This window comes from Mesobacillus zeae, assembly GCF_003570705.1.
Taxonomy (GTDB): Bacteria; Bacillota; Bacilli; order Bacillales; family Cytobacillaceae; genus Mesobacillus_C; species Mesobacillus_C zeae.
Window position 1 is genome coordinate 18,307 of record NZ_QWVT01000002.1, and the last position, 18,092, is coordinate 36,398.

Annotated in this window: 14 protein-coding genes and 3 tRNA genes; 4 read left to right on the forward strand and 13 right to left on the reverse strand. The window is 42.8% G+C overall.

What is annotated here, in order from left to right; all coding sequences use genetic code 11:
- Positions 1 to 30: 30 nt before the first annotated feature.
- The 6 genes from D1970_RS00575 to D1970_RS00600 form a co-directional block, all read right to left on the reverse strand.
- Positions 31 to 807 carry a 3-hydroxybutyrate dehydrogenase gene (locus D1970_RS00575; protein ID WP_119111073.1) on the reverse strand — a complete coding sequence of 259 codons (777 nt, stop codon included), beginning with the start codon at positions 805 to 807 and terminating at the stop codon, positions 31 to 33.
- A 38-nt stretch (positions 808 to 845) separates the two neighbouring features.
- Positions 846 to 2,288 carry a GntP family permease gene (locus D1970_RS00580; RefSeq protein ID WP_119110941.1) on the reverse strand — a complete coding sequence of 481 codons (1,443 nt, stop codon included), beginning with the start codon at positions 2,286 to 2,288 and terminating at the stop codon, positions 846 to 848.
- A 281-nt stretch (positions 2,289 to 2,569) separates the two neighbouring features.
- Positions 2,570 to 3,181: a sterol desaturase family protein gene (locus tag D1970_RS00585; RefSeq protein WP_119110942.1), complete on the reverse strand. Its 612-nt coding sequence runs from the start codon at positions 3,179 to 3,181 to the stop codon at positions 2,570 to 2,572.
- Between the two features lie 194 nt (positions 3,182 to 3,375).
- The gene (locus tag D1970_RS00590; RefSeq protein ID WP_119110943.1) at positions 3,376 to 4,155 is read right to left on the reverse strand and encodes an IclR family transcriptional regulator; all 780 of its coding nucleotides are present in this window, start codon (positions 4,153 to 4,155) and stop codon (positions 3,376 to 3,378) included.
- A gap of 38 nt (positions 4,156 to 4,193) precedes the next feature.
- Positions 4,194 to 6,377, reverse strand: a complete 2,184-nt coding sequence (locus tag D1970_RS00595) for a malate synthase G (RefSeq protein WP_119110944.1) — start codon at positions 6,375 to 6,377, stop codon at positions 4,194 to 4,196.
- Positions 6,378 to 6,672: 295 nt separating this feature from the next.
- Positions 6,673 to 7,272 carry a cell wall hydrolase gene (locus tag D1970_RS00600; protein ID WP_119110945.1) on the reverse strand — a complete coding sequence of 200 codons (600 nt, stop codon included), beginning with the start codon at positions 7,270 to 7,272 and terminating at the stop codon, positions 6,673 to 6,675.
- 330 nt (positions 7,273 to 7,602) lie between these two features.
- Between D1970_RS00600 and D1970_RS00605 the strand changes: the two genes are divergently transcribed.
- The 3 genes from D1970_RS00605 (at position 7,603) to D1970_RS00615 (ending at position 7,917) form a co-directional block, all read left to right on the forward strand.
- Positions 7,603 to 7,686 (forward strand) — tRNA-Leu (locus tag D1970_RS00605).
- A gap of 62 nt (positions 7,687 to 7,748) precedes the next feature.
- Positions 7,749 to 7,822 (forward strand) — tRNA-Gly (locus D1970_RS00610).
- 7 nt (positions 7,823 to 7,829) lie between these two features.
- Positions 7,830 to 7,917, forward strand: a tRNA-Ser gene (locus tag D1970_RS00615).
- Positions 7,918 to 8,152: 235 nt separating this feature from the next.
- Here D1970_RS00615 and D1970_RS00620 read toward each other — a convergent pair.
- The gene (locus D1970_RS00620; protein ID WP_119110946.1) at positions 8,153 to 8,593 is read right to left on the reverse strand and encodes a Dps family protein; all 441 of its coding nucleotides are present in this window, start codon (positions 8,591 to 8,593) and stop codon (positions 8,153 to 8,155) included.
- Between the two features lie 259 nt (positions 8,594 to 8,852).
- On the opposite strand from D1970_RS00620, the gene katA reads away from it, so the two are divergent.
- Positions 8,853 to 10,313 (forward strand): catalase KatA, encoded by a 1,461-nt coding sequence (gene katA, locus D1970_RS00625; RefSeq protein WP_119110947.1) that lies wholly within the window; start codon positions 8,853 to 8,855, stop codon positions 10,311 to 10,313.
- 44 nt (positions 10,314 to 10,357) lie between these two features.
- On the opposite strand, the gene ltaS is transcribed toward katA, so the two are convergent.
- From ltaS to D1970_RS00655, 6 genes are all read right to left on the reverse strand, one after another.
- The gene (gene ltaS / locus D1970_RS00630) at positions 10,358 to 12,301 is read right to left on the reverse strand and encodes a lipoteichoic acid synthase (RefSeq protein ID WP_119110948.1); all 1,944 of its coding nucleotides are present in this window, start codon (positions 12,299 to 12,301) and stop codon (positions 10,358 to 10,360) included.
- A 289-nt stretch (positions 12,302 to 12,590) separates the two neighbouring features.
- Positions 12,591 to 14,309 carry a methyl-accepting chemotaxis protein gene (locus tag D1970_RS22110; protein WP_119110949.1) on the reverse strand — a complete coding sequence of 573 codons (1,719 nt, stop codon included), beginning with the start codon at positions 14,307 to 14,309 and terminating at the stop codon, positions 12,591 to 12,593.
- A 419-nt stretch (positions 14,310 to 14,728) separates the two neighbouring features.
- Positions 14,729 to 15,514, reverse strand: a complete 786-nt coding sequence (locus tag D1970_RS00640; RefSeq protein ID WP_119110950.1) for an ABC transporter permease — start codon at positions 15,512 to 15,514, stop codon at positions 14,729 to 14,731.
- A 7-nt stretch (positions 15,515 to 15,521) separates the two neighbouring features.
- Positions 15,522 to 16,286, reverse strand: a complete 765-nt coding sequence (locus tag D1970_RS00645; RefSeq protein WP_181213365.1) for an ABC transporter permease — start codon at positions 16,284 to 16,286, stop codon at positions 15,522 to 15,524.
- Positions 16,287 to 16,291: 5 nt separating this feature from the next.
- Positions 16,292 to 17,239: an ABC transporter ATP-binding protein gene (locus D1970_RS00650; RefSeq protein ID WP_119110952.1), complete on the reverse strand. Its 948-nt coding sequence runs from the start codon at positions 17,237 to 17,239 to the stop codon at positions 16,292 to 16,294.
- A gap of 47 nt (positions 17,240 to 17,286) precedes the next feature.
- Complete coding sequence (locus tag D1970_RS00655; protein ID WP_119110953.1) at positions 17,287 to 18,090, reverse strand: formylglycine-generating enzyme family protein; 804 nt, start codon at positions 18,088 to 18,090, stop codon at positions 17,287 to 17,289.
- Between the last annotated feature and the right edge of the window lie 2 nt (positions 18,091 to 18,092).

Genomic DNA, 18,092 nt, shown 5'->3' on the forward strand with positions numbered 1-18,092 from the left:
ACTTCTTCCTGCCTGCTTTGAAAATATCTATTATTGTACTGTGTAGCCTCCATCAAGTACCACGGCCTGACCTGTGACGCCCTTCGCCTTTTCGCTTGCAAGGAAGACGGCATAATCGGAAATTTCTTCAACCGCCAACAAACGCTTCTGAGGCACCAGCGGAAAAATGACTTCCTCAATGACACTTTCAAGTGGAACCTTTCTAGTCACGGCAAGATCATTAAGCTGGTTTTGAACGAGTGGAGTATCGACATAGCCCGGACATAGGGCATTTACCGTGATTCCATGGGCAGCACCTTCGAGTGCAGAAACTTTCGTTAGCCCAATTACGCCATGCTTCGCACTATTGTATGCCGCTTTTCCCGCAAAGCCAACAAGCCCATTGATTGATGCCATATTGATAATCCGTCCATACCCCTGTTTTTTCATCAGTGGAAAGACATGTTTTGTACCGAAAAACGGTGCTGTGAGCATGACTTTGATAAGAAGCTCGAATTTATCAGACGGAAACCCTTCGATCGGCGATATGTGCTGGAGGCCGGCATTATTTACAAGTATATCAACGCTTCCAAACCTTTCGTATGCTTCATTGAGGCTTTTCCCGAAGGCTGATTCATCAGTTACGTCACATGGTGCAGCAAACGCCTCGAATCCCCTCGCGGACAGCTCATCTGCCGCCCGCTCGCTTTTCTCACTGTCTAAATCAGAAATAACGACAGCGGCTCCTTCTTCGGCAAACCCCGCTGCTACCTCAAGCCCAATCCCGCTGGCCGCTCCCGTAATAAATGCCACTCTACCTTCAAGCATATTTCCCATTACTATTACCCTCCAATAATGCGTTTCACTTAAACTGTCCCTGTGAATGAATACATGGCGATGATGAAGAATACAGCCAGGGTTTTGATTACTGTGATCGCAAAAATATCTTTATAAGATTGCTTATGTGTCAGCCCTGTCACTGCAAGCAGGGTAATAACAGCCCCGTTATGCGGAAGTGTATCCATACCGCCTGAGGCCATCGAAATAACCCTATGCATCACTTCCGGAGGGATATTTGCTGCTTCTATTGCCTTTATATAAGTCTCCGCCATCGCACTTAGCGCAATTCCCATCCCTCCAGACGCCGACCCGGTTATTCCCGCTAGAGCAGTGGTCGTAACAGCGCCATTAACAAGCGGATTGGAAAATGTACCTGATATTCCGTTTGAGATGAGCGCGAATCCAGGAAGTGCCGCAATCACCCCTCCAAAACCATACTCTGCAGCGGTATTCATTGTTGCTAAAAGCGAACCGCCAATGCTTGTATTCAAACCTTCTTTAAAATTCACGGTCACCCGCTTCCAATCAAACAGAATCGTTGCAATAATCCCGACAATCAAGGCCATTTCGACTGCCCAGATAGCAGCAACTGCCGATATATCAACTGTTCCCAATGCTTCCATTCCTACCTTGCTGAAATCGAAACCTTCTGGATACCATTTTGGTATATATGTGACAAAGACCTTGTTCATTACTCCAACGAGAATAAGCGGAACAAATGCGAGAATCTGCCTTACAAGCGGCTGCCCTGATGCCAAGTCCGGACCTGCTTCTGCAGGCTGCTGGAGGCTTGCCGTTTCGGAGGTGGCGGCTGTTTCTGTACCGAAGCCCGAATAGCCTTCTCCCGCATTTTCTGCTTTCTTTCTTCTCGATTCCAAATACAGCATGCCAAGGGCGAGGACAAACAAGCTGCCCATAATACCAAGAAGAGGTGCTGCGTAAATATCTGTCTTAAAGAACGAAACCGGAATGACATTTTGTATTTGCGGTGTGCCCGGCAAGGCATCCATTGTAAAAGTAAAAGCGCCAAGGGCGATTGTCCCTGGTATGAGCCTCTTTGGGATATCTGCCTGCTTGAATAGCTGTGCGGCAAAAGGATAAATCGCAAAAACAGCAACAAAAAGGCTCACACCGCTATATGTCAGTATCGCGCCAAGCAGCACAATCGCAAGCATCGCCCTCTTTGCACCGATTGCCCTGACAATCGTTTTGGCAATTGACTCCGCTAGGCCTGACATTTCAACTACCTTGCCAAAAATCGCACCCAAAAGGAAAACTGGAAAATAATTTTTTATGAATCCGACCATCTTTTCCATGAAAATGCTTGAAAAGAATGGTAATACATGGCTTGGCTCTGTCAGTAAAACAGCAAACAACGCACAGATTGGCGCAAATAAAATGACTGAAAAACCACGGTAGGCCACAAACATCAGCAGCCCCAGCGCCAAAAGAATAATAATTAAATCCATCAACATCCCCCTTATTCTTATCCTGGTAAGCGATTACATTCTTCAACCCCTAAGTATGCAAAACAACGTACATTCAAAAGGATGCAAGTTACATGCCATACAAGTTTAATTTTCAGAAAAGTTTAATATTACTTAAAAAGTGCAAGTCTTTCAACGTTTTATTCATCTCTTTTTGAACAAAAGTAGCACAGTTAAAAAAAAGAATTCCGGATATACGGAATTCTTAGTGTAAAATCATTCCGTATATCCGGAATTTCCGGTTTTTCGGAATGGAAGGATTGTCAGGAACGATGCTCAAGGTTTTTTGCTGTTTTGCTCGTTTCAACATGCTTTTCATCTTTAAAAGTGCCAAAAAGAAAATCGGGGAGCGGACTGGTGACGCCGTACCAGTAATTCTCATTTTTGTAGTGATGGAGGATGTGAGTCTTTTTCGCCCATCGTCCTAATCGAGTTGTTGGCTTAATTGGTTTGTGTGCTACATAATGTTTCCATTCATAAATCAGCAGCATCGCCATCAGCCCTACTCCAAAAGAAAGCGTATCATTCATGTTTCCAACAATTGCATAGAAGATGAGAGATAGGATAAAAAAATTCGGGAGGCTGTACCATACCGGTAGGAATAAAAGCTTCAGGTTAGCAGGATCGGTATGATGGTCATAATGCAGCCTTTTCAGAAATTTTAAAAACAGACGGTTTTCCGGGGCTTTCAAATGGAAAAAGTAACGATGAGTAAAATACTCGATAAACACGAAAAACAGCATCCCTCCAAGGAACGAAAATAGCATTGTACTACTCATCCCCAAGTACAGCATGGTTCCGAAACCGCAAAGGATTGCAAAAATCAATACTGTAATATCCGGAAAGAAAAAGAAATCCCTATACAAGCCTTTCATCTGTCACACTCCTTTCTTGTTATCCCTACCTATTTTACTGTTCATCTTTTTTAATTTCAAACATAAAAACTGAATTTTCAGACCTCGTATACACTAGCTACAACAAGCGCTTCGGACTTAAGATTACGTACAGCTAAAATTAAAACACCGCAGCCAAAAAGGCTGCGGCAAATCAAAATGTATATCTATTGGATTTATCCTCTCATTCTTGCACTATATCCAAGCCGGGCTGACAGCTCCCTGCCAATTTGTTTCATTTCCCCCTGGAGCTCTTGCATCGTTCCGTCAGACATTCGAGTTGAGGGCCCTGAAACACTGACAGCAGCGACAGCTCTGCCTGAATGGTCCAAAATCGGGACAGCGATACAGGTAATCCCCTTTTCATTTTCCTCAAGGTCAAGGGCATACCCTTTTCTACCTATCTCTTCAAGCTCTTGTAGCAAAACGTCTTCTTTCGTAATCGTTTTTTCCGTATGCTGTGGCAAACCTTTACGCGCTAGAATTTCAAAGACAATATTTTCGGGAAGGAATGCCAGGATTGCTTTGCCGACAGACGTACAATGCATAGGTGCCCGCCTTCCGACTTTTGAATGCATCCGCAATGTTTCATTTCCTTCCAGCTTCTCGATATACACGACTTCTCCATGATCATGAATGACGAGATGGATCACTTCATTCGTTTCTTTCTCAAGCTCCTGGAGAAACGGTCTGGCTTCCGCACGCAAATCAATCGAATCGAGCAGCCTCGAACTGTATTCAAGGAATTTATATCCGAGCCTGTATTTTCCTGTTTCACCGTCTTGTACAACGTATCCATATTGAACAAGCGTTGCCAGTATCCGGTGGACCGAGCTTTTATTTATATCAATTTGTTTCGCAATCTCCGTTACACCAAGACCATTTTTTTTCGCACTGACAATCTCAATGATCTCAAGTGCCCTTCCAACAGACTTGACGGTATTCACTCTTTCCAAACCATTACCCCCAATGAATTCCATTTGAAACAGGATTGCTACCTCTGCTCCTTGAGCGCATACCTCGCCTTTGCTTCCTGGCGGCGGCGGTGAAGGATTGGTTCTGTGTAACCATTTGGCAGATTAAAGCCCGAAAACACGAGGTCGCAGGCCGCCTGGAAAGCGACAGAGCTATCATATTCTGGTGCCATTGGCCGGTAATCCGAATCTCCCGCATTCTGTTCATCAACCACGCGGGCCATCCGTTTTAGCGTCTCAAGCACTTGCTCCTTTGTCACCACTCCATGGTGAAGCCAATTGGCCATATGCTGGCTCGAAATCCTTAATGTAGCCCTGTCCTCCATCAAGCCGATATTATGAATGTCCGGAACCTTGGAACACCCAATCCCTTGCTCAACCCAGCGCACCACGTAGCCAAGGATACCCTGTGCGTTATTATCAAGCTCTTCCTGGATCTCTTCTAATGTCCACTTTGTATTTTCGGCTACAGGAATTGTAAGGATTGCATCCGTTAAGTCTTCTTTGTTTTCCGCCAAACAGTCTTGGACCCTTTTCACATCAACAGTATGATAATGCAAGGCATGCAATGTGGCGGCGGTCGGGGACGGTACCCATGCCGTATTAGCTCCTGCATGTAAATGTCCGATTTTTTGCTCGAGCATCGCTGCCATCATGTCAGGCATCGCCCACATCCCTTTGCCTATTTGGGCACGCTCCCTGAATCCCGTAGATAATCCTGCCAACACATTGGATTTTTCATAACTTGCAAGCCATGTTGAGGATTTCATATCATTCTTGCGGATCATTGGGCCTGCTTCCATTGATGTATGAATTTCATCCCCAGTGCGGTCAAGGAATCCTGTATTGATAAAAACAATTCTGTCCTTTACTTCCCTGATGCAGGCTTCTAGATTTAATGATGTTCTGCGTTCCTCGTCCATCACTCCAATTTTCACCGTGTTTTGCTCAAGGCCGAGCAAATTTTCAGTTCTGGCAAAAAGTGTATTGGCAAACTTTACTTCCTCAGAGCCATGCATTTTCGGTTTCACAATGTAGATTGAGCCCTTTGATGAATTTTGGTATGTTCCTGTCCCCAGAAGAGTATGCTTTGCGATCAGGCTTGTGATCACGGCATCCAGGATTCCTTCCGGCATTTCATTGCCATCAGGAGCAAGCACTGCATTGGTGGTCATCAAGTGCCCCACATTCCGGATGAACATAAGGGAACGCCCTTTTAAGGTAAATTCCTCTCCTGTTAATGAAACATAGCTGCGGTCCGGATTAAGCGTTCTCGTCATTTCTTTACCGCTTTTCCTGAACGCCGCTGAAAGGTCGCCCTTCATCAATCCAAGCCAGTTGCGGTAAACAAGGACTTTATCCTCTGCGTCTACAGCGGCAACTGAATCTTCACAGTCCATGATTGTTGTCACAGCAGACTCGACGATAATATCCTTGACTCCTGCTTTGTCCGTCTTGCCGATTGGATGGCCTGAATCGATTGCAATTTCAAAATGAAGCCCATTGTTAAGAAAGAGAATACTGGAAGGATCTTTTGGATTTCCCGTATATCCCTTAAGTATTCCAGGCTCTGCAAGTTCTGCTGTTACTCCATCCTCCAGCAGCACTGAAAGCCGGCCGGCTTCAATCGTATACTTAGCCGCCTGCTTATGCGAGCCTCTATTTAATGGTACCGTATTGTCAAGAAACTCCCGCCCGTACTGTACAACCCGCTCTCCCCGGACAGGGTTGTAACCAAGACCTTTTTCAGCTCCGCCCTCTTCACTGATTGCATCTGTTCCATATAGCGCATCATAGAGGCTTCCCCAGCGCGCATTAGCTGCATTGATGGCATAGCGCGCATTATTGACAGGGACGACAAGCTGCGGACCCGCCTGGGCGGCAATCTCATCATCGACCTGCTGTGTGCCAATTTCATAGTTACCAGTATAAGACTCAAGATAGCCAATTTCTTTCAGGAAGCTTTTGTACTTGCCGAAATCAAAAGCTTGATTCCCCCTGTGCCACTTGTTGATTTTTTCCTGAATATCGTCCCGTTTGGCCAGAAGTTCGCGGTTTTTGGGTATCAGCTCCGTTGCAAGTCTTTCAAAGCCCTCCCAGAACTCATCCTTCTCCACTCCGCTGCCCGGAAGGACCTCTAAATTAATAAAATCATAAAGCTGGCGCTCTGCCTGTAAATTCCCCACTGTTACATAATTCGGCATTTTTGTTTCCTCCTGCATCTTTAATAAGTGGCGACTGTCAATTCCATTACCTAATCCTTTGTTTGCTATTACGGAACACCGTTTCTTTTTCTATGTAAAAATCATACCATCATTATTAGAAATTTCCAACTACTTTAGTTAAAAATCGCAGTGCAGGCATCAAACTGCCGTAAAATTGCGCTTTCTAAAATTTGTCATACGAAAAAGGCCTCCTTTCATCCTTGGACATGTGGATGAAAAGCGGCCTTTACATATGCTTTTTATTATACTATTTGTCAACAAAGTTATTGAATGCCTACCTGGCGAATCTATGGTTCCCGATTGTAACCGTTGTCTGGCGTGAAAATACCCAGCTGCTCGATGCTGTTCTTGGGTTATAGAAATACAATGACCCTTTTCCTTGTCCGCTGTATGCGAGGGCTTCATTGACCGCACGCTTTGAAGCTGCATCTGCAGGCCTGTTGATTCTTCCGTTCTTTACGGGAGAAAAGGCGTAATGCCCCTTTACATTCTCGTAAACGACTCCTCGGACTGAATTCGGGAACTGCGGGCTGGCCACCCTGTTGAGTATGACAGTCGCCACTGCAACTTTCCCTGCGTACGGCTCGCTTTCCGCTTCTGCACGGACAAGGCGCGCCATTAAATCCTTATCAACATTTGAGACAGATGAATTCGGAACGGAAAGAGTTTGTCCGATTTTCAGCGAGTTGCTCTGTGCTCGGTTTGCTTTCTTCAATTCATTCACTGAAACCCCAAATTTTGAGGCAAGGGTCCAATAAGTGTCTCCTTTTTTGACTGAATAAGTGCCCGCTGCTTCTGCTTCCGGCTGGAAAGAAAAAAGCAGCACCACTAACAACGGCATAACTGCCACAAGTGCTTTTTTCGTTAATGACATGATAATCCTCCTTGGTATCTAAATTGCTCTCAACTATCAGGCTACCAATTGTAACACTAGCTTTCATCACGCAAAAAATTCCAAAGTGTGGCTGAATGATAGATTCATTGCCATGCTTGTATTCGCCAAACTGGTGGTAAAATAAACCTTATGCCGCCGCATTCCTTTTATCCGCTTACATTCCAGTTTTACGAAGGATTATGACGTATCATTACGAAAATATAACAGCTATTACATCAATATTACACACTAGTTTTAAAAATCGTGGCAGAAATTTTCTATGACACAATAATGCTTTTATGGTATAGTATTTATATCGTCATTTTACACGCGGGTGTGGCGGAATCGGCAGACGCGCTAGATTCAGGTTCTAGTGGTGGCAACACCGTGGAGGTTCAAGTCCTCTCATCCGCATTTCCAAGGCAGGATTGGTACCGAATACGGGATCATTCCTGTCTTTCAATTCAACTAAATATGCGGGTGTAGTTTAATGGTAGAATTCCAGCTTCCCAAGCTGACGGCGGGGGTTCGATTCCCCTCACCCGCTCCATATATTCGGAGAAGTACCCAAGTGGTTCAAGGGGGCGCACTCGAAATGCGCTAGGGCGGGCGACCGTCGCGTGAGTTCGAATCTCATCTTCTCCTCTAAAAAGGCCGGCTGCCCGCAAATGTGCGAGTAACCGGCTTTCTTTATTGATATTGGAATCTGGAAGTATTGTCGCTTTATAAAGATACCTGCTCGATTGACGTAGGACCGCTGAATTTAATATAGATAAAGCCCCCTAATTAACATTAGATTACAACCAATGATTCCATTTTTAAAAGAGAATTACATTATAAAGCAAATAAAAAAGAGACAGGCAAACCTGTCTCTTTTTAACTATTTCCCGAGAAACGAATTCAGCATCCATACATGCTTTTCCAGGCTTGAGTGGATTGATAGCAGCAAGTCTCCGGTTGTTTCATCATTTGCAGCTTCTGCTGTACCCATTCCTTTTTTCAGTTCCTCAATCATGATGGAAAAATCACTGACAATTTTTTCAACCATTTCTATCGCTGTTTCTTTTCCTTCAGCTTCTTTCACTGATGAAATCTCCAGGCAGCCAGCCATCGTTGCGACTGGTTTATCTCCAAGTGCCAGCAGGCGTTCAGCAAGCTCATCAATGTGGAGCCCAGCCTCATTATACAACTCTTCAAATTTGGCATGCAACGTGAAAAATTCAGGGCCTGTCACATACCAATGATAATTATGTAATTTGATGTAAAGCACACTCCAGTTTGCTATCTGTTGGTTGACTGATTGTGTTAATTCATTCTTCATTCCATGACCTCCATTAACCAATTTTTTCATCATCATTATAGTCCATTTATTTCCTTCGATGGACGTATTTAAAAAAGTTTCACACAGTGTTCATTTTTTGCTCTTCCTGATCTTCAAAGCATTTTTCATGAACGAGTACCATATGGTTTAAATGATTGACGAGAAAAAAGGACTACATTATAATAATTATAAATTAATATTTAGTTTTTATTAAAATTAAGTATTAATATAAAGAAGAACAAAAGGGAGGAACAACCACATGGATAAAGATAAAAAAGGGCTGACAACGAGCTGGGGAGCACCAGTTGGTGATAATCAAAATTCAATGACGGCAGGCTCCAGGGGACCTACTCTGATCCAGGACGTCCATTTGCTTGAGAAGCTTGCCCATTTCAACCGTGAAAGAGTGCCTGAGAGGGTTGTCCATGCAAAAGGTGCCGGAGCCCACGGATATTTCGAAGTAACCAATGACTTAAGCTCATTCACAAAAGCAGACTTCCTTTCTGAAGTTGGAAAGCGGACACCTGTGTTCACCCGTTTTTCAACTGTTGCAGGGGAACTTGGCTCCGCAGACACGGTAAGGGACCCGCGAGGCTTTGCTGTAAAGTTTTACACTGAAGCCGGTAACTATGACCTTGTCGGCAACAATACACCGGTATTTTTCATCCGAGATGCCATCAAGTTCCCGGATTTTATTCATACACAAAAACGTGATCCAAAAACACATTTAAAAAACCCGACTGCTGTATGGGATTTCTGGTCCCTGTCTCCTGAGTCGCTTCACCAGGTGACAATTCTTATGTCAGACCGCGGCATTCCAGCCACTTTCCGCCATATGCACGGATTCGGCAGCCATACCTTCAAGTGGGTCAATAACAAAGGGGAAGCGGTATGGGTCAAATACCACTTTAAGACCGAGCAAGGCATCAAAAACCTTGCGCCTGATACAGCAGCCGAAATTGCTGGAGTCAATCCTGATTACCATACAGAAGACTTATTCAATGCAATTGAGCAGGGCGACTTCCCTTCATGGAAGCTATGTGTACAAATCATGCCATTAGAAGATGCGGATACATACCGCTTCGACCCATTTGATGTGACCAAAGTCTGGTCACAGAAGGATTATCCGCTGATCGAGGTTGGCCGGATGGTTCTTGACAGAAACCCGGATAACTATTTCGCAGAAGTGGAACAGGCCACATTCTCTCCAGGGTCGTTTGTACCAGGCGTGGAAGCTTCTCCAGACAAGATGCTCCAAGGCCGCTTATTTGCCTATGCTGATGCTCACAGGTACCGCGTAGGGACCAATCATAACCTGCTGCCAATCAACCGTCCTCAATCCGGCGTCAGCCACTATCAACGTGACGGCCAAATGAGAAGCGACAATAATGGCGGGGGTTCTGTTTATTACGAACCAAACAGCTTTGGAGGACCAGAGGAATCACCTCAGCATAAATTAGCAAGCTTTGAAGTGACGGGTTCAGCCGGGAGCATGGCATACAGCCATGATGACCACTATACGCAGGCTGGTGACCTTTACCGTCTCATGAGCAAGGAAGAACAAGCAAGGCTCATAGAAAATATCGTTGGCGCAATGAAGCCTGTTGCCAGGGATGATATAAAAATCAGGCAGATTGGTCATTTCCTGAAAGCTGATGCAGAGCTTGGAAGCCGGATTGCGGAAGGCCTTGGCCTGACAGAACAAATCGATTTTAAGTAAAAAATAAAGGGAGCGGATTTTTCCGCTCCCTTGTTTTTTGTCTACTATTTTTTTTCTTTTTGGTCTTCGTTTGTATAATCATAGTTTGAACGGTCTACCGGTTTGAAATTTTCTGGAGTGTAAAAGCGCAGAAGATCACCATTTACAACTCTGTCGGAAAGTTGAAGCTGCTGCTGAACAAATTCACGTTCCTGCTGCATTTCCTCAGTTTTCTCCAGTGGTTCCCCGGTTTTCGTATCATAGTATTTTTCATTCACAGATGTCACGGTTGGTGTGACAAAGTTTCCATTGCGGAAAGGAACGATATTGCGGTGTTCAGGTGACAGAAGGTCTGTACCGAACTGCACATAATTTTTGGTATCAATTCCCAGCAAGTGAAGCAGCGTCGGCATTAAATCAATCTGGCCGCCATACTGATGCATCGTTCCACCCTTGACACCAGGTACATGGATGAAGAGAGGCACTTTTTGCAAGTCAGCGCTAACTGCAGGTGTTACTTCCTTGCCGAGGACTGTTTCCATCGCACTGTTATGATTTTCAGATATCCCGTAATGATCACCATACATCACAATGATGGAGTTGTCATAAAGGCCGGACTCCTTCAAGTAATCAAAGAATTCCTTGATAGCCTCATCCGAATAGCGGGCTGTCTGGAAATAGGAATCTACTGATTTATCACCGGTCGTATGCGGGCCAATTGAGGCATCCTCTTCATCGATTGGATAAGGATAATGATTGGACAGCATGATAAATTTCGAATAAAACGGCTGCTTAAGATCTGAAAGCATCGGGATTGATTCCTTGAAGAAAGGTTTATCCTTCATCCCATAGTTTTCAACGTTTTCCGGCTTCATGTCATAGTAGGATGAATCGAAAAACTTGTTATATCCAAACGATTTGTAGATTTCGTCGCGGTTCCAGAATGATTTCGTATTGCCATGGAACACTGCAGATGTGTAACCCTGCTGACCTAGAATCGCTGGTGCAGCCTGGTAGGTGTTCAAGCCTTTGTTTGTGAAAGCAGACCCTTGTGGCAGACCGAACAGAGAATTCTCAAGCATGAACTCAGCATCAGCAGTTTTCCCCTGTGCTGTCTGGTGGAAGAAATTATCGAAATAGAAAGTGTTGGAGTCACGTGTCAATGAGTTCAGGAACGGCGTGACTTCTTCACCATTAAGATTGTAATTAATCAAGAAATTCTGCATGGATTCAAGGTGCAGGTAAATGACGTTCCGCCCTTTTCCCGCCCCAAAGTATTCCGGATTTGGCTTAGCGTATTGTGACTGTGTAAAGTTAATAACTTCCGTAATATCACTGCTGTCAGCCATAACCCGCTGTGCAGAGGCTTTCGTGCTTTGCACCGCATCGTAAATGGTGTAATTGTACATTCCAAGGTACTTAACGATATAATTCCTGTCAAATGTCCTCTTCAAAAGCTGCGGTCTGTCTTTCTCCGCTAGTCCCAAATTGACTGTTGAAATAGCCAATGCAGCAAGGATCACAGCCATGGCTTTTTTGCGGTTAATGTGAGACGAATCAATTTTGATCCTGCGTCCCGCAAACAGAACAAGCAGTAGGATGAAATCTGCAAAGAACAGGAGGTCTCCTAGTTTGATTAGCGAGATGACGCTCCCACTTACATCACCGAAGTTCTCAGTCTGAGTCAGAGTCGGCAAAGTAATAAAGTCATTGAAAAAGCGATAATATAGAACATTTGCGTATAGAATGAAGCTCATTATAAAATCAATGATTAAAAGCGAAAGATATTTTTTTCTTCCTTTCCTGAACAAGGCAAGGCCGAGAAACAGAACAGAAGAACCGAGCGGGTTGAGAAAGAGCAGGAAATTTTGCATAAAGCTATCAACACCCAAATCAAACTGGGTCATCTGGACTATATACGTTTTAAGCCACATAAGGATCACGGCTAAATAGAAAAAGCCCATATAGTTATTTACATTCAATTCGTCTTTATTAATTAATCTTTTCATTTTTTCACCTGCTTTTATTTAGAAAATGTCATTATTATCTTCATTCCATAAAGCACCAAGGGACAACTCACTACAGAAAAATAATATACTCCTATTTTGATAAATTGTAAAGGACAAACAGAAGCAGTTCAACATTGAAAACTTTATCCAAATGACCCTTTTCCCAACTTTAAGGGATTCTAAACATCAAATCAGGCTGATTCCATTATTGTATGGAGGGATGTCCGCAAACATTCCAAATATTGCGCGCACAAAAGCCAGGCCCATCAGCAGCCTGGCTTTTAGAAGATTAAAGTTTAAAGGTGCTCGTTAATTCCTTTAATGCTGCAGACATGATTGAAAGGCTGTCGATAGATTCCGACATTCCAATTGCAAGTTCCTCCTGCCTTTTCGTTACCTGGACAGTTTCTTTTGTCCCAACCGCAGCCTGCTCGGCCATTTTAGCTGCCTCGAGTGCCGCCTGATTGAGATCCTCCGCTGATGCTGCCATCTCTTCGGATATAGAGGTAACTTTCTGAATCTGCTGCGCTGACTCCTCCATGGCAGTGAAAATGTGCTCAAATGCTTCACCGGTTTCCTCGACTGTGGAGATTCCGGTCTTTACATCTTCAAGAACAACATCCATTGCTGATACCGAAGCACCCGTATCATGATTAATTTTCCCAATAAGAGATTGAATATTTTCGGTCGCTCGATTCGACTGCTCTGCAAGCTTTCTCACTTCTTCCGCAACAACGGCAAAACCTTTACCCGATTCCCCGGCCCTTGCGGCTTCAATGGCCGCGTTCAAAGCAAGCAGGTTTGTCTGTGAAGAAATTTCTTGTATCATACCGACAATCTTTGCTATTTCCTTCGAATGCTGCTGCATCTTCAGAATAGCATTCGAAGATTCATTAACAGATCTGCTGATTGTCGTCATCTGAGAAACAACATTCCCAAGCTTTCCTTTTCCGTATTCCACTTCAGTTAGCGCTGCAACGGACTGTTCCGAAGCACCCGCAGATGCTGCTGCCGTATGCTGAATTCCAGTGGACATTTCCTTGATGTTTTCCACACTCGTGTACATGCTTTCCTGCTGGCTGATTGAACTGTCGTAAATTCCCTGCATCGCTGTGGCAATTTCAATCCCTGTCACTCTTGTCTCATTCGCGTGTTCCAGCAGTTCAGCCGACTTGTCGTTAAGTTCGACAGAGTTGTCATTTATTCCCTTGATCATCGCCCTTAACTGGACGATCATTCCGTTAAAGCTTGCCGTCAGTCTCCCGATTTCATCAGTCCTTTTCGACTCTATGCTTCCGGAAAGGTCCCCCCTGCCGAGCGCTTCGACAAATGCCGTAAGACCTTTTAATGGTTTTGTAAATGAAAGTGTAAACGTGTAAATGAGAATTGCGCTTACAGCAAGTATCCCAACAGTAATCCAGACAAGCTGCATTCGGCTTAATGCCAGCTTTTTATAAATACCCGTGACATCAATATCCGTCCCGACAATCCCAAGCATTTCCCCCGACCGAGACATGATCGGAACATAAGCCGATACAATTCCTCCATCTTCTTTCGTATACGTCATGTCTGTTTGGGTTTTACCTGTTTCAAACGCTTGAACCACGTCTGGATATTCATCAATATTCTTTTCTTTATCGCCCAGCCATTGGTCCTTAGACCAATCCGGTACTCCGTTAACCATGTAAAAATAGTCATAGCCGCTATCTGTCTTTTTTCTTTCCATTGTATATATGTACTTCAACCCGTTAGCTTCCCTGATTTCATTCAGAGTTTGCTGGAGTTCTTCAAAATAGCCTTTTTCTCCAGCTGCAACGGTTATCTCCGGATACCGGTCAGGATCGATTTTCTTGACTACGTGCTCAGCAATACTGACTGCCTGTACGGAGGCAGATTCTTTGATCAGCCTAACCGATGATTGATACGAAGTATAGCTGATCAAGACTCCTGACAGGCAAATAATACCCAAAAATACCACTAACATTTTTACTTTTATGCTCTTCCTCATCCTTTTCTCCCTCTCAAAGCCAAAGTCTTCTTGTGTTGGTATTTTTATTATCGGTGATTGGAAAGAATTATTGATATACTTTTACAATTTTGTTAATAAATCAGCTTATATGTTTATACTTATTAGATTTTTAAGACTATAAAGCATGGCTTGGAGTAAATCTACTTTTCCTTATTTTATTTAATTTCATTAGAAAAGAGAAAAAATACAATATTTTGTTAATAAAATATATTTATAACCAAATATAACATTTATTACAAAATGACACACTCGTGTATTCCATACATGTTAGTAGATTTAACCAAAGGGATATACTTACAATTCATTCAAAGAAAATGAACTGATAAAAAACGGCAACCACTTGGCAGCCGTTTAAGAATGTAAATGATGAGGATATTAAGACAATTTAGATATATAAATTATTCATTGTCGAAGAGCCGTCCCGTTTGTTTCGCATACTTTTCCATAAGTCCGATAAGCAGGATGGCAATGATAAAGTAAACGGCTCCAATGCTTAACTCCGCCAGAGCAAGATGATATATCCGTTCATTCTGTCCCGCCTGAATATCCCGTATCAATTCCACACTATGTGTGAGAGGGAGTATATTTGAGATATTCTGCAGGAAATCAGGTAGTAGGGAAACGGGAAAGTTCACGCCGCATAGTAATTGAAAGCCTGCAAATAAAAGATTCACAAATAAATTTACATTTGAAAACAGCAGTGAAATGCCGGCAATAAGCAGCGCGGCTCCGAATAATGCAAAGACCATGATGACCCCAGCCCCACAGAGAAGCCAGAAGCTCTGCCATGAAAAAGAAACATCAAACATGACATAGGCCATTAATACACTAATAATAAAAATAAATAAGCTATCTAATAGAGGAACAACGGATTTTTTTATTAATATCACAAATGTAGGGAGTGGCGCTGCCACATTCAAACTAAGTGTGCCGAATCGCCTCTCGTAGCGAAAAATGGAAATGAAGTTTTGAAACAATTCCCTGCCTGTATAAAATGCAATATTGCCAAGGATGACATATGTAAGATACTCACTTCCAACAATGGATGTTGTAATCATTGCGAAGAATAAATAATGGATGAAGGGATCGAGAAATCGAAAAAAAATAAATAATTTCAATGAATTATAGGAGTATAGCGCCTTAAAAGAAAGGAATGTAAAGCTTAACCTGCTTTGTAATAACATATTATCTTTAAACAACTCCTAAACTGCCAGATTGTTTCATGATTTTTTCCATTCGCCTGATACCAAAAAATAAGATAAATAAGTAAATAAATGAAGAACCTAAAGATACACCGGCCAGAAGAAACACATCATTTGTTTCATTTAAACCGCTATAAATACTTTCTACCGCCCAGGTCATTGGCAATAAGTAAGAAATTATGCGGAAAGTAAACGGCAGGCTTTCAACAGGTATAAAGATTCCTGACAGTAAAATCACTGGTGTGAGAATAAAATTCTGGAAGCTATATACTTCTTGAACTGTAGTAAATACCACCGCCAGAAACATTCCCACAACAGACAATGAAACCAACAGGACAATTGCGGTAAAAATAAACGTCCCTAAATGCGCTATCCCAATGTTCAAAGAAAAAATAATTTTGGCGTAAAAAAGTGTAAGAGTTAACGATATGAAAGCTATAAGGGAGTTGCTCAACATCTTCGATAAAACAATCTGAAACAAACTAACAGGAGCAGCGATCAATAAGTTCAATGAGTCATTCCACTTTTGCCAAATAAGTGATGAACCAGACGAATATAGAACATAGCTCCACATGCTGACAATTGCAGTTGCAATAATATAAGGTCCGGTAATTTCAATCCCCTTCATGACTGACATGAAGTGAATGATCGTCAGGAGCACCAGTGGCTGAACAAATAGTATAAATTGGTATATTCTGTTATTCAGATTCGTAAAGTAGATAAATTCTTTTATGATTAACGATAGTATGTTCAATCCACTCACTCCACATCTTTCATCAGATAGATATAGGCATCCTCAAGAGAAATTTCTTTCCGTTGTATTTTTATTACCTGACAGTATTTTTTCAAGACATTTTCCAGCTCTGATATATCCAGATTTTTTTTAAATTCCAGCTTGATTGTTTTATATGATTCTGTGATATGCTGCAAATCATTGACGGAGATGAGCTCTTCATTTTCCAATCCTGATTGGTCGAATAATTGTATTGTCGCTTCAAACACATTCAAATCGTTGCATTCTTCCTTTATTTGCTTCGGGGTACCGATTGAAGACATACTGCCGTTTTTGAGAAAAACGATTCTGTCGCAAAGCTCGTCGGCCTCGCTCATATAATGGGTAGTCAAAATGAAGGTGATGCCTTTTTTGGATAGAGATTTAATTAATTCACGGAGCATTTTTGAGCCCACCGGGTCAAGGCCGATTGTCGGTTCGTCAAGAAATATTACCTTAGGATCATTTATAAGTGACCTGGCTATATGGAGGCGCTGGATCATTCCTTTAGAGTATGTATAGATTTGCTGGCCCTCTGCGTGCTCCAGCCCAACCATTGTAATCAGTTCGTCTATGAGCAGTTTTTGCTGCTTACGGGGAATTCTGTACAGAACGCAGAAATAGGAGAGATATTCAAAGGCGGTTAAACGCCCGTAAACCCCTTTTTCTCCTCCATATACAAAATTGATTTGGCTCCTGACTTGTTCTCCATTCCTTATGACATCTATCCCTAGCACTGAAGCAGAACCGCGGGTAGGAAGAAGCAAGGTGGAAAGTATTTTGATGGTTGTCGTCTTTCCCGCTCCATTCGGGCCTAATAAACCAAAAACTTCACCTTCATGCACATCAAACGATACTCCGTTCAGGGCCACCTTTTTTTCACCGTTTTTCGTCTTATATTCTTTAAATAATTTGTCCACTTCAATTACAGGCATATAAATCTCCTTCTATTCATATCAGGTTACTTTTCGAATGATCATTGTCAAATACTGAAACTCAGCCTGAAACCAACGTTATAGTTCCTGTCCTCCAGCTTTGCATAATGCCTATTAGAACATCTCGAATGGTGATAAGGATATGAAAATGAACCACCTCTAATCACCTTTCCCGTTGTCCACTTTTCTCCTCGCCACGGGGCATACTCTGGTTTATCCTTTGGACCGCTTGGATCAATAATGTCAACCGGATCATAGAAATAGAACCAGTCCTCGCACCATTGCCATATGAGGCCATGCATCCCTTGTAAACCATTGAAAGCAGCTATTGAATTTTTTACTGGGTACACTTTCTTTTTCAGCTCTTCTGAGTCTCTTGTTAATTTTAATTCCCTGCACTCCAGCGACTTTTTGCAAGCGCACGAACAACTGCACTCTTGTTTTGCAGCGTATTCAAACTCCGCTTCAGTCGGCAGGCGGAACGATACCTTATATTTTTTCGAAGCCCATTCTATAAATTTTAAGGTATCAAAATATGACACACCAATGACCGGAAAATCGCCACAGTTATTCGCATCTGAAAAATCAGGCCCCAAAACCCACTCATCTCCATCCCAGATTTCTATCTTATAGTCCGCATTATGGCCCGTTTCCGCTGTAAACTTAAGATACTGCTTCACAGTTACAGGAGTCCTTTGCATAGCAAAGGATTCAGTTAATCTAATCTCTCTCTGTGTTTCAATTTCTGCAGCGTGCTCATCACCATGCAGTGCACCCATCGTAAATGTACCTGCTGGTATTGCAATAAACTCCAGTTCATCATCTATTGAGAAGATCTTGTCTTGCATCATTC

Coding starts and splice junctions, on each gene's coding strand:
- D1970_RS00640 (WP_119110950.1), bottom strand. CDS start 15,514: ATGTTATTACAAAGCAGGTTAAGCTTTACATTCCTTTCTTTTAAGGCG.
- katA (WP_119110947.1), top strand. CDS start 8,853: ATGGATAAAGATAAAAAAGGGCTGACAACGAGCTGGGGAGCACCAGTT.
- D1970_RS00650 (WP_119110952.1), bottom strand. CDS start 17,239: ATGCCTGTAATTGAAGTGGACAAATTATTTAAAGAATATAAGACGAAA.
- D1970_RS00600 (WP_119110945.1), bottom strand. CDS start 7,272: ATGTCATTAACGAAAAAAGCACTTGTGGCAGTTATGCCGTTGTTAGTG.
- D1970_RS00575 (WP_119111073.1), bottom strand. CDS start 807: ATGCTTGAAGGTAGAGTGGCATTTATTACGGGAGCGGCCAGCGGGATT.
- D1970_RS00585 (WP_119110942.1), bottom strand. CDS start 3,181: ATGAAAGGCTTGTATAGGGATTTCTTTTTCTTTCCGGATATTACAGTA.
- D1970_RS22110 (WP_119110949.1), bottom strand. CDS start 14,309: ATGAGGAAGAGCATAAAAGTAAAAATGTTAGTGGTATTTTTGGGTATT.
- D1970_RS00595 (WP_119110944.1), bottom strand. CDS start 6,377: ATGCCGAATTATGTAACAGTGGGGAATTTACAGGCAGAGCGCCAGCTT.
- ltaS (WP_119110948.1), bottom strand. CDS start 12,301: ATGAAAAGATTAATTAATAAAGACGAATTGAATGTAAATAACTATATG.
- D1970_RS00655 (WP_119110953.1), bottom strand. CDS start 18,090: ATGATGCAAGACAAGATCTTCTCAATAGATGATGAACTGGAGTTTATT.
- D1970_RS00580 (WP_119110941.1), bottom strand. CDS start 2,288: ATGGATTTAATTATTATTCTTTTGGCGCTGGGGCTGCTGATGTTTGTG.
- D1970_RS00620 (WP_119110946.1), bottom strand. CDS start 8,593: ATGAAGAATGAATTAACACAATCAGTCAACCAACAGATAGCAAACTGG.